15 protein-coding genes are annotated in these 19,495 nt (G+C 69.4%); 4 read left to right on the top strand and 11 right to left on the bottom strand.

Annotation, left to right across the window (positions count from 1 at the left end):
- The first annotated feature begins 144 nt into the window (after positions 1-144).
- Positions 145-456, top strand: a complete 312-nt coding sequence (locus ACYVN4_RS32330) for a hypothetical protein (RefSeq protein ID WP_460725766.1) — start codon at positions 145-147, stop codon at positions 454-456.
- Positions 457-653: 197 nt separating this feature from the next.
- On the opposite strand, the gene ACYVN4_RS32325 is transcribed toward ACYVN4_RS32330, so the two are convergent.
- The 5 genes from ACYVN4_RS32325 to ACYVN4_RS32305 all read right to left on the bottom strand — a co-directional run bounded on the left by ACYVN4_RS32325 (position 654) and on the right by ACYVN4_RS32305 (position 5,960).
- Complete coding sequence (locus tag ACYVN4_RS32325; protein ID WP_460725765.1) at positions 654-1,319, bottom strand: hypothetical protein; 666 nt, start codon at positions 1,317-1,319, stop codon at positions 654-656.
- 255 nt (positions 1,320-1,574) lie between these two features.
- Positions 1,575-2,279, bottom strand: a complete 705-nt coding sequence (locus tag ACYVN4_RS32320) for a hypothetical protein (RefSeq protein ID WP_460725764.1) — start codon at positions 2,277-2,279, stop codon at positions 1,575-1,577.
- A 144-nt stretch (positions 2,280-2,423) separates the two neighbouring features.
- The gene (locus ACYVN4_RS32315; RefSeq protein ID WP_460725763.1) at positions 2,424-3,374 is read right to left on the bottom strand and encodes a cytochrome c oxidase assembly protein; all 951 of its coding nucleotides are present in this window, start codon (positions 3,372-3,374) and stop codon (positions 2,424-2,426) included.
- A gap of 79 nt (positions 3,375-3,453) precedes the next feature.
- A complete protein-coding gene (locus ACYVN4_RS32310) occupies positions 3,454-5,187 on the bottom strand; it encodes a metallophosphoesterase (RefSeq protein WP_460725762.1) in 1,734 nt (577 codons plus the stop codon).
- 71 nt (positions 5,188-5,258) lie between these two features.
- On the bottom strand, positions 5,259-5,960 hold the full coding sequence (locus tag ACYVN4_RS32305) for a TetR-like C-terminal domain-containing protein (protein WP_460725761.1): 702 nt from the start codon (positions 5,958-5,960) through the stop codon (positions 5,259-5,261).
- Positions 5,961-6,078: 118 nt separating this feature from the next.
- On the opposite strand from ACYVN4_RS32305, the gene ACYVN4_RS32300 reads away from it, so the two are divergent.
- Positions 6,079-8,307 carry an MMPL family transporter gene (locus ACYVN4_RS32300; RefSeq protein WP_460725760.1) on the top strand — a complete coding sequence of 743 codons (2,229 nt, stop codon included), beginning with the start codon at positions 6,079-6,081 and terminating at the stop codon, positions 8,305-8,307.
- On the opposite strand, the gene ACYVN4_RS32295 is transcribed toward ACYVN4_RS32300, so the two are convergent.
- From ACYVN4_RS32295 to ACYVN4_RS32280, 4 genes are all read right to left on the bottom strand, one after another.
- A complete protein-coding gene (locus ACYVN4_RS32295; protein ID WP_460725759.1) occupies positions 8,304-8,957 on the bottom strand; it encodes a DedA family protein in 654 nt (217 codons plus the stop codon). The genes ACYVN4_RS32300 and ACYVN4_RS32295 overlap by 4 nt on opposite strands.
- Positions 8,958-8,986: 29 nt before the next feature.
- The gene (locus tag ACYVN4_RS32290) at positions 8,987-10,303 is read right to left on the bottom strand and encodes a hypothetical protein (RefSeq protein WP_460725758.1); all 1,317 of its coding nucleotides are present in this window, start codon (positions 10,301-10,303) and stop codon (positions 8,987-8,989) included.
- Between the two features lie 87 nt (positions 10,304-10,390).
- Positions 10,391-12,004, bottom strand: coding sequence for an amidohydrolase (locus tag ACYVN4_RS32285; RefSeq protein ID WP_460725757.1), 1,614 nt, complete (start codon positions 12,002-12,004; stop codon positions 10,391-10,393).
- 40 nt (positions 12,005-12,044) lie between these two features.
- Positions 12,045-12,584, bottom strand: a complete 540-nt coding sequence (locus ACYVN4_RS32280) for a helix-turn-helix domain-containing protein (RefSeq protein ID WP_460725756.1) — start codon at positions 12,582-12,584, stop codon at positions 12,045-12,047.
- Positions 12,585-12,659: 75 nt separating this feature from the next.
- On the opposite strand from ACYVN4_RS32280, the gene ACYVN4_RS32275 reads away from it, so the two are divergent.
- The gene (locus ACYVN4_RS32275) at positions 12,660-14,018 is read left to right on the top strand and encodes an alpha/beta hydrolase (protein ID WP_460725755.1); all 1,359 of its coding nucleotides are present in this window, start codon (positions 12,660-12,662) and stop codon (positions 14,016-14,018) included.
- Positions 14,015-14,455 carry a hypothetical protein gene (locus tag ACYVN4_RS32270; RefSeq protein WP_460725754.1) on the top strand — a complete coding sequence of 147 codons (441 nt, stop codon included), beginning with the start codon at positions 14,015-14,017 and terminating at the stop codon, positions 14,453-14,455. Before ACYVN4_RS32275 ends, ACYVN4_RS32270 begins: the two co-directional genes overlap by 4 nt.
- On the opposite strand, the gene ACYVN4_RS32265 is transcribed toward ACYVN4_RS32270, so the two are convergent.
- Together ACYVN4_RS32265 and ACYVN4_RS32260 are read right to left on the bottom strand one after the other, a co-directional pair.
- Positions 14,452-15,618 carry a low temperature requirement protein A gene (locus tag ACYVN4_RS32265; protein WP_460725753.1) on the bottom strand — a complete coding sequence of 389 codons (1,167 nt, stop codon included), beginning with the start codon at positions 15,616-15,618 and terminating at the stop codon, positions 14,452-14,454. The genes ACYVN4_RS32270 and ACYVN4_RS32265 overlap by 4 nt on opposite strands.
- Before the next feature lie 296 nt (positions 15,619-15,914).
- Entirely contained in the window at positions 15,915-19,424 is a 3,510-nt protein-coding gene (locus ACYVN4_RS32260; RefSeq protein WP_460725752.1) for a protein kinase domain-containing protein, read from the bottom strand.
- Positions 19,425-19,495 lie beyond the last annotated feature (71 nt).

Below are 19,495 nucleotides of genomic sequence, written 5' to 3'. Positions count from 1 at the left end.
CGCCCGGTACCGTCTGCCGGGCTCGCCCGACACGCGGAATCCCTTGCCCCACGGAGACTTTCCGTGGGGCTTTCGGGTTTTGTCGGTGTCCTGCGGCACACTCGCTACCGTCACATCGCAGTACCGAGTAACCGGAGACACCACATGCGCAAGATCCTGACGTCCGGCCTGCTGGCCGTGGCCACCACCGCCGCCCTGCTGGCGCTGCCGACCGCCACCGCGTCGGCGCAGTCCGCCGCCTGCAGCGCGGCCGTCGATTTCATCAACGCGGCGCGAGCCCAGTACCCCGACGGTATCGACCCCGACGGCCAGCAGGCCTTGGCCGCCAATCTGAACGGCATTGCCGCCAATGGTTCGGACAAGGCCGCGATCTCGGCCTTCGTCACCGCGCTGACCGACGACAACATCACCGATCTGGCCCCCGCGGTCGACACGTTCAACGCCGCCTGCGCGTAGTCAACGCCGTTCCCGCGCGCCCGAACACCTGAATCCCGGGTGCGCGCCGACGAATTCGGGCCGGATCGTCAGTGACGATCCGGCCCGAATTCTGTTCTCGCTCGGTGCCTCCTGCACAGGCACTCGTACGCCACGGCAGTTGCCGCTGCCGCGACCGGCCTGACCGTGGTGGTCTCGGTCAGACCCTGATCAAGAGATCAGTTGGTGGCCGGGGTGGAGTCCGGCGCGCTGAGGCGGCTGAACAGGCCGAGGCCGATCGCGATGGCGGCGACGCCACCGGTCAGCACCAGACCGGCCGCGGCACCGACCGGGATGCCGATGCCCGCGCCCATGAGGCAGCCGCCGATCCAGCCGGGGAGCAGCACCGGGGTGCCGAGGAACGCGCCCAGGGCACAGCCACCGACGCCGCCGATGAGGGTGCCGATCAGGGTGCCCATGCCGGTGGCAATGCCGAACTGCGAGTTGGCATTCGACCAGGCGGCATCCTGGTCGGACTGGCTGGCGACGTCGTGCAGCAGCGGGGCCGGGGTGGCGGCGGCCGGGTCCATGTTCGGGGTGAAGGTGGCGGTGTTGCCGTCGATCTGAGCGGCCACCGGGTGGGCCAGGCCGTCCTTCTGGAACGACAGCGGGAACGCGGTCACCAGACCACCCTGGCCGTCACGCACCTGGAACTGCCCGTCCTGCGTGTCGAGCGAACCGAGATCAGTCTTCAGCACGACCGAAGCGCCTTCGATCTTGGCGTCCCAGTGGATGCCGGGGGCGTCGGTGGCGGCGGCAGGGGCGTCCGCGTAGGCGGTGCCGGCGCTGATTCCGAGGGCCGCGATGGCGAGTGCCGACGTGGCGGCGAACTTCTTGAAACGCATTACTTCTCGTCGCTTTCTTGAACGGGCGCTTCCCTCTTGGGAGCGAGGTCCTCATCGAGCACCCGAGATAAGATAAGCCAGCAAATGTTGCCTAGTTGTTGCCAAAACGTGCCGAAAACGGTCCGAATCATATGTAACGCGTAAAGAACATGTTCCCAGAGTCTTGGATCACACTTCGAAGCAATCTTTGGGTACACGAAAAAGGCCCGTATCAATACATGCATTGACCGGGCCTTTGTTGTCGCGAATTACCGGCTATCCCTGCTCGGCCGGGTTGTTGATCCGGTTCAGGAACACGATTCCGACGATGATCGCGGCGGGCACACCGACCAGCACCAGACCGGCGGCAGCGCCGAGGGTGATACCGGTGGCCGCGCCGGCCAGTGCGGCGGGAATCGAGAACACGCCACCACCGGCGATACCGCCGATGACGAGGCCGAGCGAACCGCCGATGACGGTGCCGACCAACGTGCCGATGGCGGTGGCCAGACCGAACTGGGTGGCCGCGGCCGAGACGGCGTCATCGAAGCTGGACTGCTTGGAGCTGGTCACGTCGTGCAGCGGCAGAGCGGTCGGGCGGGCCGAGGCCGGATCGGTGTCCGGGGTGAGGGTGGCGCGCAGCCCGTTCACGGTGGCCTGGATCGGATAGTCGAGGTCGTTCACGGTGTAGGACAACGGAACCGCGGTGACCACCACGCCGTTGTCGTCGCGGACCTGGAGCTGGCCGTTGTCGGTGGTGAGCGAGCCCTTGTCGGTGTCGACGACCACGGAGTCGCCCTCGATCTTGGCGTTCCAGTGGATGGAGGGGGCGACCTGGGCGATGCCCTGGTTCACGCCGTCGATGAGGGAGGGCAGGACCGGAACGGGGGCCGGGGCGGGCTCGGCGTGGGCGAGACCTGCGGTGACGCCGAGGGCGGCAATGACCATCGTCGAGGTAGCGGCAAACTTGCGGATCTGCATGACACTTGCTTTCTGGCGGGCGTTGACCTTCCTCTGGGTGCGTCCCGAGAGCGAAGTGGACGGGGGTTTCGGGCGTCCAGGTCAAGCGTCCAGTAAAAGTCCGCTAAGAAATAGCTACAAATGTCCTTAGATTGCTGAAACCGTTCAGCGCCGGAAACGCTCCCGCAGCTGCGGATCGTTCTCCCACCACAGGCCGGTGGACGCGGGCTCGTCGTCCTCGGCGACCACCGCGCTCGCCACCCGCTTGCGTTTGGGCTGCGCGGCCTCGGCCGCGTCGAGTTCGGCGTCCATCTCCCCCGCCCGGACCTTCTCGTCCGCCGCGAACCTGCGCATCACGACCAGCGAGTAGACCAGGCCCAGCAGATCGCCGAGCAGCCACAGGATGCCCGCGCCGACGGTCTGATCCATCCGCATGTCCGGACCCCACGTGCGCCCGACCTCGGTGTAGTAGCCCGCAGCCACCAGCGGTCCCAGCCACAGCACGATGCCGAGAATGCCGTCGGCCAGCGATTCGGCGATGGTGATCAGCAGTGAGAGGCCCTGCGTGAAATGCCGGGGCGTCGGGTCGACCTGCAGCCGCGAGTAGAAGTACAGGAAACCGATGGCCACCACGAGGATTCGGGTGCCCGCGTCGACGCCCCCGTTGCGCAGCACCGACTCGTACCAGGGCGAGAGGAACAGCACCCAGGGCAGCAGCAGGATCATGACCGACGCGGTGGCCGGATGGGTGAGCACCCGGGCGAAGCCGCCGGTGAGCACGGCGTCGAGGCGTTCACGTCCGGCCGGGCCCAGGGCCGCGCGCAGCACCGTGAACGGCGCACCGGCGGCGAGCGCGAACGGGACCAGGTACAGCAGGATCAGCACCTGCAGTGCCCGCACCCAGAACAGCGTGTCGGAGTAGACGCCGATCACGCCGAGCCCGGAATACAGCCACACGCCCAGCCCGCCGAGAGCGAAGCACACGGCCCGCCCGGTCGAAAGCTGTTCGCCGCGTTGGCGTCCCTTGACGAAGCAGAAGGCGTAGGCGAGACCCAGCACGGCGGTGACCAGGACAGTCGAGCTGTCCCACCGCCATGAGCTCACCAAACTGCTCATGTGCAGCGGTGTTTCGATCCGTACCACGGCGTCAAGTATGCGCCGCGGCTTCGCGGCGGTTCATCCGCCCTGCGGCGGGCTAGCGGGAAACCATGCGGCGGTAGGTGACCTTGTCGAATTCGCGGCCGTTCTCGTCGACGGCGATCACGTCCATCTCGCTGGCGAAGACGCCCGGCCGGACATCGACCCGGATGAAGGAGTAGCGGCTGAAGCGCACCCGCGACCAGGCCGCGGCCTCCTTGGTCTCCTTGCCGTCGGAACCCCACAGCGTGGACTCGGGCACGAAGGTGTCAGGCTTCTCGTTGCCGCGGTAGGTGTCCCCGCCCGCGAAGGTGCCGTGCGCCGCGCCGCCCCCGCCGACCACGTAGTAGACGGTGCCGTCGGTGTCGGGGTAGACGATCGAGTTGTCGGGCGCGGCCTTGGTGGGTGAGCCGCCGCGCATCGGATCGGTGCGCTCGAAATTGTGGTTGTGGCCCTGCAGCACCAGGTCGACCTTGTAGCGGTCGAACAGGTCGGCCCACGCGCCACGCACGCCGCCGTCGCTCGCGCCGCCGATGCCGGTGGCGTACGCGCATTCGTGGAAGAAGCACACGATGAAGTCGATGTTCGGGTCCGACCGGTACCGGGCGAGGGTGGATTCCACCCAACTGTTCTGTGCCCCACCGGAATAGCCGAGGTTGGCGCGCACCTGCCAGCTCACCTCGTTGGCGTCCAGCGACAGCACCGCCACATTGCCGTAGGTGAAGGAGTACACCGACGGGCAGCCCGCGGGCCCGTTGTCGGGGAAGTCCATGCGGGCGGTGAGTCCGCCGTAGCCGTGGGTGCCGTAGACGGCTTCCATGTCGTGGTTGCCGGTGGCGAACATCCACGGCACGTGTCCCGCACTGGATTCGATGGCCTGCAGGTAGGTGTCCCACACGAACGGGTTGTAGGCGTCGATGGCGTCGTTGTCGGACTTGCCGTTGGGTACGAACCAGTCCGGGCCGCCACCGTGCGAGGTGTCGGCGTAGCAGATGTCCCCGGCGAGGATGTGGAATTCCGGGTTGCTGGCGACGATCTGGCGCTGAATGTTCTCGGCATTGCGAGAGCTGGGGGCGTCGCCCTCGCCGTACTTGTTGCGGTAGGACCCGGCGGGCATGCCCGCGGGCAGGCCCGGGGTGTCGTCGATGCCCTGGTCACCCATCATGGTGAAACGGAAGGGCAGCAGGGCCGCACGGGAACTGGGCATGGCGGTGTTGGCCGAGAGGACGTCGCCGAGGTAGCCGTCGGCGGTGCGCCAGCGGTAGAAGTGCGGCAAGCGGCCCGGCAGATCGTCGACGGGTGCGTGGACGTAGAACTGCTCGGCCGAGAGCACGCCGCCGTCGGTGCGCGGCAGCTGGGTGACCAGGTTGCGGACCTCGGCCTCGAGGGTGCCGCCCAGGGCGGGGGTCGGGCCGTGGTCGAGGAACACCTTGGTGGCGCCGGGATTCCGCGACAGCTGGGCGGAGAAGCGCAGCTGGCTGGCGGCGTCATTGCCGTAGCCGACGCGGCGGCCGCCGACGGCCAGCGGCGCGTCGTCGGCATAGGCGATGCCGCGGCCACCGAAGGCGGAGCCGAGCCCGGCCGCCATGGCCGCGGCCGCGCTGCCCCACAGGAAGTTCCGGCGGCTGACCCGGTGCCGCTTCAGGAACGAGCGGTGCCATTCGTACTGCTCGTCCATGGTCATGTCGGCGGCCAGGTGGGCGGGTATGCCGGTGCGGGGCACCGTGCCGAGCGGGTTGAGCACGCGAAATCCTCGGGGGTCAGCACAGATGTGCGCGGTGAACCACGACATCAAAACGCTGACACCTTACGGGTTTCCGACACACCGGTGAATTCGGCACGCCCGCGCCGGGTCTCGTGGGTTCAGGCCGGGAGCGCGATGTGCGGGTCGGTGCTGCGGTACGGCTCGGCGTGCGGTCCGGTGGCGAAGCCGCGCAGGATGGTGGCCACGGTGTGGTCGATGGCCGCCTCGCGTTCGGCGGGTTCGGCGTCGGCGAGCGGGCCGTCGACGATGAGGGTGGCCAGTCCGTGCACGGCGGCCCAGGCGGTGAATTCCGCACCCGGGCGCTGGCGCGAATCCATGAAGCCCACCTCGACCAGCGCGTCCAGGCCGACGCCGATGAGCACGAAGATGGGGTCCGCGCGCACGTCCTTGGTCTGGAGCAGGTCGATGTCGCTGCCGCAGAAGGCGGTTCGGAACAGGCCGCGTTCGCGGTCGGCGTATTCGATGTAGGCGCGGCCCGCGGTGGCCAGCGCGGCGATGGCGGTGGCGGTCGGATCGTCTTGTTCGGCAGCGTTTTTCATCGCGCCGGAGATGGCGTCGAAGAGCAGTTCCCCGGCGTGGTCGTGGACCGCGGCGAGGAGTTCCTCGTGGCCGCTGAAGTGCCGGTAGGCGGCGGTGGCGGTGACGCCGACCGCGCGGGCGGCGGCGCGGACGGTGACCGCGGCGGGTCCGCCGATCTCGGCGAGCTGAGCGGAGGCGAGCACGAGGGCGTTGCGCAGGTCGCCGTGATGGTAGGGACCCTCGCGAACCGGTCGGGCGGCCGCATCGTCGGTGATGTCCACAACACGAATGTTGACACCCGTACAGATCGCAGGGCAAGTTAACACCCATAAAGTTCACACCCGCCAACATCCTGTCTCGCCCGTCACCACCACCGCATTCCGCCGAAAGGATTCATCGATGAGCGCACTGCTGGGCCGGATCGGCGACTTCGCCTTCCGACGCCGTGGCCTGGTCGTCTCGATCTGGGCCGTCCTGCTGATCGCCGTCGTGGGCGGGGCCGTGCTGGCCGGGGGCCGCCTCGACGACCGCTTCACCGTGCCCGGGGCCGAGTCCCAGCGGGCTCTGGACTCGCTGTCGCAGACCGCGCCCGACGCGGCCGGGGCCACTGCGCAGATCGTGTTCACCGCGCCGGCGGGTCACCTCATCTCCGAAGCGCCCTACCGCGCGGCCATTCAGCAGACCCTCGCGACGGCGGGTGCCGCGCCGGGCGCGATCGGGGTGACCGCGCCGCAGCAGGCGGGCATGGTCTCCCCCGATCAGCGGACCGCGATCGGCGTCGTGCACTTCGACGGCGACCGGTCCAAGGTGACCAGCGCGGCCCGCGACGCGGTGGAACGCTCCACCGATCCGGCCCGCGAGGCCGGACTGGACGTGTCGGTCGGCGGTTCCGCGTACGGGGTCGGTGAGATGCATCCGGGCATCACCGAGGTGATCGGGATCGCGGTGGCCGTGCTGGTGCTGCTGATCACCTTCGGGTCGCTGCTGGCCGCCGGAATGCCCATTCTCTCAGCGGTTTTCGGTATCGCGGTCACGGTGGGCGGGATGTTGGGGCTCTCGGCGGTGGTGCCGATCTCCTCGACCGCGCTGACGCTGGCGCTCATGCTGGGCCTGGCGGTAGGGATCGACTACGCGCTGTTCATCCTCTCGCGGCATCGATCGCAGCTCACGGCGGGACTCTCGCCCCGAGATTCGGTGCGCCGCGCCAATGAAACCGCAGGCAGCGCAGTAGTTTTCGCAGGCACCACGGTGATCATCGCGCTGGCCGCGCTGAGCGTGATCGGCATTCCCTTCCTGACGGTCATGGGTCTGGCCGCCTCCGGCGCGGTGCTGATCGCGGTGGCGGTGGCGCTCACGCTGCTGCCCGCGCTGGCCGGATTCGCCGGTGGCCGTTTGGCTCCGCGGCCCGGCTCACGAACTCATCGCCGGATCACAATGGGCGCGGACGACACCGCCCTGCGCGCCGACGACACCGCCGCACACCCTGACGACACCGCCGCACGCCGGGACAGCATGGGCGCGCGGTGGGCGCGGCTGGTCACGGCGCGACCGTTGGTCACCGTGGTGGCTGTGGCCGGTGCGCTGATCCTGCTCGCCCTGCCCGTCGCCTCACTGCGAACGGCATTGCCCGACAACGGCTCCGCGGCGACCTCATCCGGTCAGCGGCAGGCGTACGACACCATCGCCGAGAAGTTCGGGCCCGGCTTCAACGGCCCGCTGGTGGTGGTCGTGGACGCGCCGGAGGGTGATACCCACGCCGCCGCAACGGTTGCCGACGCGGTCCGCAAGCTGCCCGACGTCGCCTATGTCGCCGCGCCGCAGCCGACCCGGCAGGCGGGGCAGTCGCTGATCCTGGCGGTCCCCTCCAGCGCCCCCGAATCGCAGCAGACCGCCGATCTGGTGCACGCCATCCGCGACCACGTGCCCGCCGCGGCCCCGGAGGCGCAGCTGGCCGTCACCGGCGACACCGCCGTCACCATCGATGTCTCGCAACGGCTTTCGTCCTCGCTGCTGCCGTTCCTGGCGATCGTGGTCGGGTTGAGCCTGGTGCTGTTGATCGCGGTGTTCCGTTCGATCGCGGTGCCGGTGAAGGCGGCGGTGAGCTTCCTGCTGTCGGTCGCGGCGGCGCTGGGCACCACGGTGGCGGTGTTCCAATGGGGTTGGGCCGCAGACCTGTTCGGTGTCACCAAGGTCGGTCCGGTGGTGAGTTTCCTGCCGATCATCCTGGTGGGTGTGCTGTTCGGGCTGGCCATGGATTACCAGGTGTTCCTGGTGTCCGGGATTCGCGAGCAGTGGCTGCACACCGGTGACGCGCAGGCGTCGATCGTGGCGGGCACCCGCCACAATGCCCGGGTGGTGACGGCGGCGGCGACCATCATGGTGGTGGTCTTCGCGTCCTTCGTGCCCACCGACGATGCGCTGATCAAGCCGATCGCGTTCGCGCTGGCGGTGGGCGTGCTGATCGACGCGTTCGCGGTGCGGCTGACGCTGGTTCCGGCGGTGCTGGCGCTGCTGGGTCGCCGGGCCTGGTGGCTGCCGCGGAGCCTGGATCGGGTGCTGCCGACGCTGAATCTCGAAGGGCCGCAACCCGAGAGCGAGCCGCGGCGTCCCGAACCGGCGCTGGTCTAGCTTTCGCGGGTGGGCTCGTGGGTGGCCTCGTACTCGGCTTCGAGGCTCCGGTCGCGGCGGCGTTCGCGAACCTTCCAGATGATCAGGCCCAGGATCACCACGGCCGCGACCCCGATGGCCAGGTCGCGGCCGACGGTCTTGGCCACCGCCTCGTAGGACTGCCCGGCCACGAATCCGAGCACCACGAACGTTGTGCCCCAGACGATTCCGCCGGCCGCGTTGAAGATCAGGAAGCGCCGGTAGGGCATGCGGGAGGTGCCCGCGAGGGCGGGCATCATGGCCCGGAAGAAGGCGGTGAAGCGGCCCAGGAACACCGCCCAGCCGCCGCGGCGGGCCAGGTAGTCCTGGGCCTTGTCGAGGCGGCCGCGGTGGCGGTCGAGCAGGGAGATCTGCAGCAGCCGGGGGCCGACGTGCTTGCCGACCTCGTAACCCACACTGTCGCCGAGGATCGCGGCGGCGACCACCAGCACGATCATCACGCCGAGCACCACGTGCCCCTGGCTGGCGGCCACGCCGCCCAGCACGGCCGCGGTCTCGCCGGGAATCACGAAGCCGACGAAGATCGCGTCCTCGACGAACACCAGCAGGGTGACGACGAGATACACCCAGATCGGGGCGATATCCAATATCCGGTGCAGCAGCGCGTTCATGTCCGCCACCGTACCCAGGCTCGCCGGGCTCAGGTCGGCGGATCGTCCTCGGGGCGGCGGCGCAGCAGCACCCACAGGCCCGCGGCGCACGCCACCGCGAGGGCGGTCGCCGTCCAGCCGGGTGCGAAGGATCGGAAATCGTCTATGACGCAGGGCTTTCCCGGATCGGTGAGCAGGCAGTGGCCGCGGCGGGTGTAGTCGCGCAGCGCGAGCACCGGGGACGGCACGTAGACCAGGGCGATGCCGAGCACGCGGGTGGAGCCGTAGCGCGGGGTGACCGCCCCGAAGCTGTAGCCCGCCAGCACCGCGAGCAGCCCCTGCCCGAGTCCGGTCAGCACCGCGGGGTGCCCGGCCGCGACCACCAGCACCGAATACGCCGACAGCCCGATGATGCCGACGGCCGCGATCCGCACTGCGGGCCAGCGGGTTCCGGCCAGCAGCCCGAGCGCGACCAGCGCCGTCAGCAGTGGGAGCGACCAGCCCGGAATCCGGTTGGCCAGCACCACGCTGCCCGCGCCCGCCAACCCGACCGCCAGCAGCACCTGACTGCCGTCGCGGTCGGGCAGCAGCAGCGCGGCGAGCAGGGCGGCCACCGCCGTCGCCCCGATCGCGACCGCGATATCGCGCACGCTGTCGCCGTGCCGGGCCAGGATGCCGGACCCGAACAGGCTCACCCCGATCACGAACGCGCCCGCGATGATCGGCACGATGGGCAGCTGGATCGAAAGCGCTTCGGCCGGTTGCGCACCCGGTTCGCGCAGGAACCGCCACCCGATCAGGATCAGGGCCATCGTGATGAGCCACAGCGGGGGTGAGTCGAGAGCGGGCCAGTTCTGCGGGAAGTGCTGATCGACCATGCGGGAGCGGGTTTCGGGCACGTACGCCTGCAGCACCACCCCGGCGATGGCTCCCAGCAGCCACGCCAATGCCGCCCAGGAGTAGCGGGATTCGATGCGGGACCGCGACAGCACCGCCGCGCCGGAACCGCCGAAGATCAGGCCCCCGGCGATCGAGTCGAGGAAGTTGAGGGTCGCCAGCGAAGTGCCGAGCACCGCGTGCCGCCCCAGCAGATGGTTCACGAACAGCAGCGCCGCCCCGCCCAGCGCGACACCCCACCGCAAACTCTGCCCGCCCAGCGCGGTCGACAACACCGCCGCGACCACGGCGACCAGCGCACCGGCCGCAATCGCCTGCGGCAGACTGAAAACCAGCAGATCCAGCCGCAACTGCGAGCTGCGCGAGGTCCACGCGAAGTCGATGGGCACCATCAGCGACAGCCCCGCGATGAGCGCCGCCAACAGGGCGGTGACAATCTCCGCCCCCTCCCGGCTCCCCCGGATCGTCATCGACGCCCGGGTGGCCGCGACCGGTAAACCCGCTGAGCTGCATGCATTCGGGCAGACTAGCAACCAGTCAGCTATTGACCTGGGAGGTCACGCCGCACCGTGGATGAGGCGGCCGCCGATCACGGTGTGGGTGGGTTGCAGGTCGTGGAGTTGCTCGGCGGGCGCGGTGGTGGGGTCGAGGGGCCAGAGGGTGAGGTCGGCGAGGCGGCCCGGGGTGAGGAGGCCGCGGGTGTCGGACTCGCCCAGTAGGGCAACGGCATTCGTGGTGTGGAGGGCGATGGCTTCCGCGGGGGTGATGGCGTGTTCGGGGCCGCGTACGCCGGTGACGGTTTCGCGGGTGACCATGCCCCAGACCGAGCGCATCGCGCCGTAGGAGCCGACCGGATAGTCGGAGCCGCCGGTCACCAGGGCGCCGCGGTCGATCCAGCCGCGCGCCGGGAACAGGCGATTCACACGCTCGGGGCCCCAGTAGGTGTCCTCGATGCGGGCGATGTCGTGCAGTAGCGGCTGCTGGATGGTGACGGGGATGCCCATGTCGACGGTGCGGGCCCGCAATTCGTCGTCGGCGAGGCCGCCGTGTTCCATGACCAGCGTCCCGGCGGGCAGTCCCGGGTGGCGGGCCTGCAGTTCGGCGTACACGTCGAGCAGGCGCTCCACCGCGCGGTCGCCGTAGGCGTGCGTCCCGATCCGCCAGCCGCGCCGCAGCACCCGGTCCATGGCCTCCACCAGCACCTCCGGCTCCCAGGTGAGGTAGCCGTGGAATTCGTGGTCACAGGCGTAGGGTTCGCGGGTGGCCCCGGCCTCGATGCCGCCGTCGAGTCCGAATTTCACGCCCCACACCGACAGCCACGGGCCGGGCAGGTAGCGCCATTCCTCGAGCCGGTCGAGCAGGTCGCCGACGGCCTCGACGGTGCGTAATCCCAAGGCGGAGGCCATGACTCGCACCCGAACCCGCAGCGTATCGGCGTCCAGGGCCGCGGACAGCACCGCGATATCGTCGACCTGGACCATGGCGTCCCGCACCGCGCCGATGCCCTTGGCGGCGTAATCCTGGGTGGCGGTGCGGAATCCGTCGATCCGCTGGGCCACGGTGGCGGCCGGGAGCAGCCGCGCCACCATCGGGATGGCATTGTCCTGCAACCAGCCGTTGAGCGTGCCGTCCTCCTCGCGCCCGATGTGCCCGCCCGCGGGTGCCTGGGTTTCGGCGGTGATCCCGGCCAATTCCAGTGCGGCACTGTTGACCACGATATTGTGGCCGCCGCGCATGAGCAGCACCGGATGCTTGTCGGTGGCCGAATCCAGTTCCCGCGCGGTCGGAAACCGCCGCTCGGGCAGATTGATCTCCTGCCAGTTCGCGGTGGTGCGAATCCACTGTCCCGGCGGGGTCTGCTGGGCGCGCTCGCGAATCAACTCCAGCAGTTCGGGGATGTCGCGTGCAGTGTGCACGGGCACGTCGTGGGCGCTGTTGGCGGCGATCATCAGGTGCGTGTGGGTGTCGTCGAAGGCGGGCAGCACCGTCGCGTCCGGGCGATCGAGGACGACGGTGTCGTCGGTTATCCAGCCGTCCAACCCGTTCGGGTCCGCCGACACGGCTGCGATGCGGTCCCCGCGCACCGCCAGCGCCCGCTGCGCCTCCTGCCCCGGCACCAGCGTATGGATGGCTCCCGCCCGGATCAGCAGATCCGCCCGATCGTTCGACATGCGATCACTCCTCACCGAATTCTTTACCCACCGTAATGAATTACTCGATGCTCGCCCGCTCGATCGGAAAATGGATGGGGCTCAACAGGTATTGGTCGCGGCCCGGGGCGGGCTGGTTGTCCAGGCGCGGGACGATGACCGCGCGCAGGTCGGTGATGAGCTGCTCGAGTTCCTCGCGGTTCAGCCACAGGGCGTGTTGACGGAACCCCACGAGATCGGCCGCGGGATCGGCGTTCTCACCGGCGAGGTAGGCGTCGAACTCGGCGACGAGCACGGCCATGGCCATGGCGAAGACCGAGCGGTAGCCGTCGGCGGGCAGCCCGGTGGCGGCCTCGGCGGGGATGGCCGCGCGGTCGGATCGCAGCCGGTAGAGCCGTTCCACCGCACCGCGCACCCGACGTTCCTCGGCGACCTCCAGGATGCCCGCGGCGGTGAGGGCGTCGACGTGGCGGTACACGGTCGCCTTCGAGGTGTCGGGCAGGCGGGCGCACAGTTCGCCGGTGGTGAGGGTGCGGTCGCCGCGCAGTGCGTGCACGATGCGCAGCCGCGCCGGATGCGCCAGCAGCTCGAAAGTTTCCACTTCCCCACCTTCTCATATCCTGATAACGTTCTCAATTGTAAGAATGATTGCACCGATTGAGAAAGGTTCGGCGGCATGACCGTTCACCACGACTCCACCACCGACAAGAACCCCGCGACCGTGGCCACCACCGTCGCCGAGCTGCTGCGCGACGAACGCTTCGACGAACTCGCGACCCTGTTCGCACCGCGCATGGCGGCCGTGATCTCCGCCGAGACCGTGCGCGTCGGCTGGACCGGGGAGATCGCCAGGATCGGGGCGGTGCGCGAGCTCGGCACGCCCGCGGTCGAACTCTCCGACGACGGGCTGACCAGGACGCAGGTGCTCGTGACCTGCGAGAGCGGCGGCCTGGCGGTCCACCTGGCGATCGACGCCGCGGGCCTGCTGCACGGTCTGCGACTGGCCGCGCCCTCCGAATCCGGCTGGACCGCACCGGATTACGCTTCGCCCCGACTGTTCACCGAACGGGAGATCAGCCTGGGTTCGGGTGCCACCGCGGTCTCGGGCACGCTGACGTTGCCCAAGGGGCGCGGCCCGCGGCCCGCCGTCGTGCTGGTGTCCTCGGGACCCAACGATCGCGATGTCACCGTCGGCCCGAACAAGCCGTTCAAGGACCTCGCCTGGGGGCTGGCCGCGCGCGGTGTGGCGGTGGTGCGCTTCGACAAAGTGGGGCACACGCACGGCGGATCCGAATCCGCCCCCGGCTTCACCATGGTCGACGAATACCTTCCGCACGCGCTCGCGGCGGTCGAGTTGCTGCGGCGGGAGCCCGGGGTCGATCCGGCGCGGGTCTTCGTGGCCGGGCACAGCGGCGGTGGTAAGGCGGCACCGCGCATCGCGGCCGCGGATCCGGGCATCGCCGGTGTGATCATCCTGGCCGGGGACACGGTTCCGCTGACCCGGTCCATCCTGCGCGCCCTGCACCACATCGCGGCGGTGCAGCCGGAGGAGGACCTGACCGACATCCTGGCCGCCACCCGGAAACAGGTCGCGTGCACCGAGAGTCCCCAGCTGTCGGCGCAAACCCCCACCGCCGAGCTGTTGTTCGGCTGGCCCGCCTCCTACTGGCTGGATCTGCGCGACTACGACCAGGTCGCCACCGCCGCCGCGCTCGACCGGCCGATCCTGCTCGTGCAGGGTGGCCGCGACTATCAGGTCACGGCCGAGGAGGACCTGCCCGGATGGGAGGCGGGGCTCGCGGGCGCGGATGCCACCGTGCGGGTTTACCCCGCCGATGACCACATGCTCTTCCCCGGGACCGGTCCGTCCACACCGGCGAGCTATCTGGTTCCGCAGCATGTGGATTCGGCGGTGATCGCCGATCTGGCGGAGTTCGTCGGCGGCGAGCCCGTCCGGCCGACCGTGCGCGACCGGGTCGCGGATTTGCGGAACCGGTTGCGCGGCAGCGGTGCTCGAGCCAGCATCAGCGGATGAAATTAGGACATGTTGCAGTTCTGTCGGTGGCGGCGGTCGCGGCGCTCGGGCCCGCGACCGGTATCGCCACCGCGGACGCACAGCCACTCCGGACCCGCCATGCCGAGATCGCGGCCTCCTACATCTTCGCGCTGGTCAGCCATGACGCCTCGAACGTCCCGTTCGCGCCCGACGCGACCCGGGTCGAGGCGGGCCTGCAAACCGGTTTCTCCGGACCGCAACTCACCAACGACCTCGACCACGGCGTGCAGTACTCGGTCATCCAACGCATCCACGACCTGCACATCAGCGAGGACGGCGACACCGTGACGACCCGCTACCTGCTCGATTCCGGCTTCGGCGGCGTGCGACTGGTGACCGTGGACATCACCGAGACCTTCGTGATCCACGACGATCAGATCCAGACCATCGTCGCCACGATCGTGCCGGTGGGTTAGCGCGCCCGGAACGGGTGCCGCAGCAGCAGGAGCGGGCGGCCGGTCGAGACGATCCAGTGCTCGAAGATATTGAGCGCGGCCAGAATCGCCGTCGTCAGCGCCAGCACCGCGATCTGCGGCAGCAGCGGGGCGGCGGCGGTGAGCGCGGCCAGCACCAGGGCGGTGATCAACCGGCCCAGGGTCGCCGCACCGAACATGCGCCAGCGGGTGAACAGGAACGTCGTCACGAACAGGGTCGCGCCCAGCGGCAGCAGGTATCCGGCCGCGCCGTGCGCGACCGCGGTCGGATGCTCGACCATGGTGCGCGCACCGACCGCCACCAGCACCAGGCCGATGACCAGCAGCAGATGCCCGTAGCTGAGCACGTCGCGCACCACATTGCCGCGAATCTGATTGGTGCGTAGGGAATGTTCGACCGCGGAGAAGCCGTAGGCGAAGTACAGCCACCACAGGCCGCAGCCGAGCAGGAAGATCAGCACCACCGCGATCCAGGCCACCACCCCCAGATGCGCTTCCGCCGCTTCGGATCCCACCGAGGCGACGGTCTCGCCGAGCGCGATGATGACGAAGGTGGCGAAGCGTTCGGGCAGATGCGTCGCCCCGAACTGCACCGTCTGCAGCCGCCGCGCCAGCAGGGCGGGACCGCCGAAGGCGAGCAGGACGGCCACGATCCACAGCCCGTTGCGCAGCCCGCCCGCGGGCACCAGCGCCGCGACCACCAGGATCACGGCCGCGAAAACGGTGACGGTGAACGGATTGAACCAGTTGGCGAATGCCCCCGCCTGCGCGAACGCCCGCTTGCGCTGCATCTCCACCCACAGCATCACCCGCAATGCCAGATGCGCGAGCGCCAGCATGAGCGGCTGCGCGTGCCCGGTGAACGCGTGCGGCGCGGTGATCGCGACCACGAACATGCACAGCCCGCAGGCGAACAGGAACAGCCGCTGCCGATTCGAATCCTCCACCCCGTGCACGGACAGCGTGGTCCCCACCCACGACCACCACATGATCCCCAGCAGCAGCACCGTCTGCCCGACCGAGCCCCAGCTCTGCCCCGCGAACGCCACATGCGCCGCCTGCGTCACCGCGAACACCAGCACCAGATCGAAGAACAACTCCGCCCAACTGGCCCGCTCATGCGCCTCGTGTAGAGGTTCCGTCACCCGTCATCCCTGCCCAACTCGATATCCAGCGCGCCCACTGTACTGAAAACGCCCACCCCGACGCCGCCCCCAACAATCCGGGCACAACGGACATTTCACCCGGGCAATGCCTCCCCTCCTCATCCCGCCACGAATCCTCTCGTCATCCCGGCATGCTTTTGGCCGGGATCCACACCGGCCGCGCTTGCACTGCGAGTGTGGATTCCGGCCAAAAGCGCGCCGGAATGACGGGGTGGGACGCTGGGCCGCCACGACCGTGCGCCGCCGGGACGACAGGCCGCCGGAATCACGGGGTCTCAGATGGTTTGGGCGGCATGGGCTTCGACCAAGGCCTGGAGGAAGGCGGGTGGGACTTCGGGCCAGTCGGGGTGCCAGTTGCCTGCTAGTTGGTCGGTGTGGAGGGCGGCGAGGGTGGCTACTACGTGGGGGCCGCCGTCAAGGATGTAGCGGACGGAGCCGTGTTCGGCGCATTGGGCGGTGACGGTGGCGAGGAGGGATTTGGCTTCGTCGAGGTGGTCGGTGGCGGCGAGGCAGGCGACCAGGAGGCGGCGGGCCTTGAGGAGTTCGCGGGGGCGGCGGACGGATTCGAGGAGGTCGACCCATTCCTGGGCCCAGGTGCGGGCGAGTTCGCGGCTGGCGGGGGCGGATCCGGCGAGCAACAGGCGGATGGCGGTGAATTCCTCGTAGAGGACGGTGAATTCGTCGATCTGGTCGGTCGGGGTGCGGCGGTGGGCGTGGTCGACGACCGGGAGCGGGCCGAATTCGGGGTGCGGGGGCAGGCCCAGGCGCAGGCGCTCGTTCTCGACTTCGGCGCGCAGGCGAGGCAGCGACATCGAGATGGCCACGCGCGCACCCTCGTTCAAGCGGCGGATGGCGGCGGCCCGATCGCCGCGCAGCGCTTTCACGCGTGCGCCGACCACATAGCGCGCAAGTTTGAAATCGACGACACCGGCATCGGGGCCGAGCTTGTAGCCGTCATCGAGCAAGCGTTCGGCCTCGGCGAGTTCGCCACGCTCGTAGAGCAGTTCGCCCAGCAGCGAACCGGCCAGCCGCGCACCGTAGGAATGACTGCCGCCGGACTGCTTCGCGATCTTCAACGCGGCCCGGAAGTACTCCTCCGCGCGCGGGATGTCGAGCTGCAGGCTGGCGGCCAGGCCCAGGAAGCACAGGCCGTGAATATTGTTGTAGAACCCCTTGTTTCGCCGCATGTACGGCGCCGACCATTCCTGGATGCGGACCGCCTCGTCGAAATCGTAGCGGTAGCCCGCCGCGAGACTGGCCACATTCGCCCCGATGGCCACCACGTACGGCGACAGCTCGTCGGCCAGCGCGAAACATGGTGCGAGGAACTCCTCCACACCGGTCAGCACATCGGCGCGCACCGTCACCACCGCGCGCACCACCCCCGCCTCGGCCCGCAACAACGCCCGCGCCTGCGGGTCGATGTGCTCGAGCGTCGTTTCCGCCAGTGCCAGTGCGCGTTCGGCGGGCCCGGCCCGGTGCAGCAGGATATTCGCCCACGCCAGATCCAGTTGCAGCCGCGGATGCGTCTCGATCACCGCGGGCGGCAACTTGTTCACCAGGCCGATGAGGCTGGCCATCTGCCCGTACTCGAGCAGCGACATGCCGTCCCGCTCCACGATTTCCACGGCCCGCTGCTCGTCCCCGGCCAGCAGCGCGTGATCGACGGCCTCGCTCACATGCCGATGCTCGGCGAACCATTGCGAGGCGGTGCGATGCAGCGCCTCGATCTGTTCCGGGCGGCCGTATTCGAGGCGTTGCCGCAGGAAGTCCTGGAACAGCTGGTGGTATTGGAACCATTGCCCGCCATCGAGGCGGCGCAGGAACAGATCCTGCTGCTCGATCTGTTCCAGCAGCGCCTGCCCGTCCGCGACCCCGGTGAGCGCCGTGGCCAGCTCGCCGCAGGTGCGTTCGGTGAGCGAGGTCGCCACCATGAAATCCAGCACGCCGGGTTCGAGGGCTTCCAGCACGTTCTCGGCCAGGAATTCGCCGATGGCGTGATGCCGCCCGGTGAGCTGCCCGATCAGCTGCCCCGGATCCTCGCTGCTACGCAACGACAATGCCGCCAACTGCAGCGCCGCCGCCCAGCCGCCGGTGGACTCGGTGAGATCCTCCACATCGCCGCGGTCCAGGTCCAGCCCGTCCAACTCGACCAGCAGGTCATAGGCTTCTCCGGCGGTGAAACGCAAGGCGGCGGTGTCGATTTCCACCAGATCGCCGCGGGCGCGCATGGAGCTCATGGGCAGCCCGGTCTGGTGTCGGCTGGTCACCAGGATGCGCAGGGCTGGGCTGCAGCTCTCGATGAGGAAGCGCAGCGCGGCCTGGGTGTCGGGGGCCGCGACGCGATGCCAGTCGTCGATGACCACCGTCAATTGCTCACCGCGCCGGTCGATGTCATTGATGAGCGAGGTGAGCACGAACCGTCCGGCGGCGTCGCCGTGCTCCTCGAGCAGCTCACCGAGTTCACGCGCCAGGGCGGGCCGGGCATTGCGGATGGCCTCGATCAGATGGGAAAGGAACCACACCACATTGTCGTCATCGCTGTCGACGGTCAGCCAGGCCACCGAATCGCCCGCCGCGGTGACCGCGGCGCACCACTGCGCGGCGAGGGTGGTCTTGCCGAAACCGGTGGGGCCGTGCACGACCGCGAGCCGGCGGTCACTGGCCGAATGCAAGGCATCGAGCAGACGCGGGCGCGACACGAGGGCCCGGGAGAGGGTGGGCGGGCGCAACCGGGTGGCCGGAACGGGCGGGGTCGCGCTCGTGGTGCGCCCGGCGCGGCGGCGACTCGACGTCGGTGTCTGGCCCGCCGGGGTGAATCCGGACGGCGTGATCCGCCCCGACCCACTGGTCAGGCCGTCGAGGCCGTCGGGCTCCAGAGTGGGCAGCGGAATCGCCATCTCATCCGGCGAGAGTCCCTGCCGCTCTTGGATCTCCCGCAACGCCGCCCCGAATTCGGCGGCCGACTTGGGCCGTTCGGTGCGTTCCCGCGCCATGGCGGCCTCGATCACCCCGGTCAGTTCCGGCGGCAGTCCCGCGTCCCCGAGATCGGGCAACGGGTGCTTGGTGATCCGCACGAACTGCGCGATCAATTGTTCGCCGCTGCGCCGCTCGAACACCGCGTGCCCGGTCCCGGCGCAGAACAGGGTGGCCGCGAGCCCGTAGACATCGGCGGTGACGTCGGGGGTCTGGCCCTGCAGCACCTCGGGCGCGGTGTAGGCGGGCGATCCGGCGACCGTGCCCGCCGCGGTCTCGAAACCGCCTGTCAGCCGGGCGATCCCGAAGTCGGCCAGCTGCGGTTCCCCGTATTCGGTGAGCAGGATGTTGCCCGGCTTCACATCCCGGTGCAGCAGGCCGCGCCGGTGCGCGGTCTCCAGCGCGCCCGACAGTTTGACCCCGTAGTGCAGCAGTTCCTGCCAGTCCACGGGTCCGCGTTCCTGGATCCGCGCATCCAGGGACCCCTGCGAGTGGTAGGGCATGACGATGAACGGCCGCCCGGTGTCGGTGGAGCCCGCCTCGTAGACGGTCACGATATTCGGGTGCCCGCACAGCTTGCCCATGGCCAGCTGTTCGCGCACGAACCGTTCCAGGGCATCGGACTCGAGGTCCGCGGTGAGCACCTTGATGGCGACGGTGCGCTCGAGTGCGGGTTGAAAGCAGCGGTACACGACCCCGAACCCGCCCCGGCCGATCTCGACCGCCTCCCCGAATCCGGCCGCCGCCAATTCCGCGACGAACCCAGAGGTCACATCGCGGCGCGTAGAAAACGGATCGATCTGCCCCACAGCGACCCCGATACGACAACGAGCCTTACCAACCCGAGCATAAGCCGCGTACCGCCGTCGCGCGGAGGAGT

The sequence above is a fragment of the Nocardia heshunensis genome (genome assembly GCF_054782115.1).
The sequence above is the reverse complement of the archived record's forward strand: the minus strand, read 5'-3'. Positions and strand labels throughout refer to the sequence as shown.

Coding starts and splice junctions, on each gene's coding strand:
- ACYVN4_RS32310 (WP_460725762.1), bottom strand. CDS start 5,187: ATGTCGTGGTTCACCGCGCACATCTGTGCTGACCCCCGAGGATTTCGC.
- ACYVN4_RS32295 (WP_460725759.1), bottom strand. CDS start 8,957: ATGAACGCGCTGCTGCACCGGATATTGGATATCGCCCCGATCTGGGTG.
- ACYVN4_RS32290 (WP_460725758.1), bottom strand. CDS start 10,303: ATGACGATCCGGGGGAGCCGGGAGGGGGCGGAGATTGTCACCGCCCTG.
- ACYVN4_RS32320 (WP_460725764.1), bottom strand. CDS start 2,279: ATGCAGATCCGCAAGTTTGCCGCTACCTCGACGATGGTCATTGCCGCC.
- ACYVN4_RS32300 (WP_460725760.1), top strand. CDS start 6,079: ATGAGCGCACTGCTGGGCCGGATCGGCGACTTCGCCTTCCGACGCCGT.
- ACYVN4_RS32275 (WP_460725755.1), top strand. CDS start 12,660: ATGACCGTTCACCACGACTCCACCACCGACAAGAACCCCGCGACCGTG.
- ACYVN4_RS32285 (WP_460725757.1), bottom strand. CDS start 12,004: ATGTCGAACGATCGGGCGGATCTGCTGATCCGGGCGGGAGCCATCCAT.
- ACYVN4_RS32315 (WP_460725763.1), bottom strand. CDS start 3,374: ATGAGCAGTTTGGTGAGCTCATGGCGGTGGGACAGCTCGACTGTCCTG.
- ACYVN4_RS32270 (WP_460725754.1), top strand. CDS start 14,015: ATGAAATTAGGACATGTTGCAGTTCTGTCGGTGGCGGCGGTCGCGGCG.
- ACYVN4_RS32330 (WP_460725766.1), top strand. CDS start 145: ATGCGCAAGATCCTGACGTCCGGCCTGCTGGCCGTGGCCACCACCGCC.
- ACYVN4_RS32325 (WP_460725765.1), bottom strand. CDS start 1,319: ATGCGTTTCAAGAAGTTCGCCGCCACGTCGGCACTCGCCATCGCGGCC.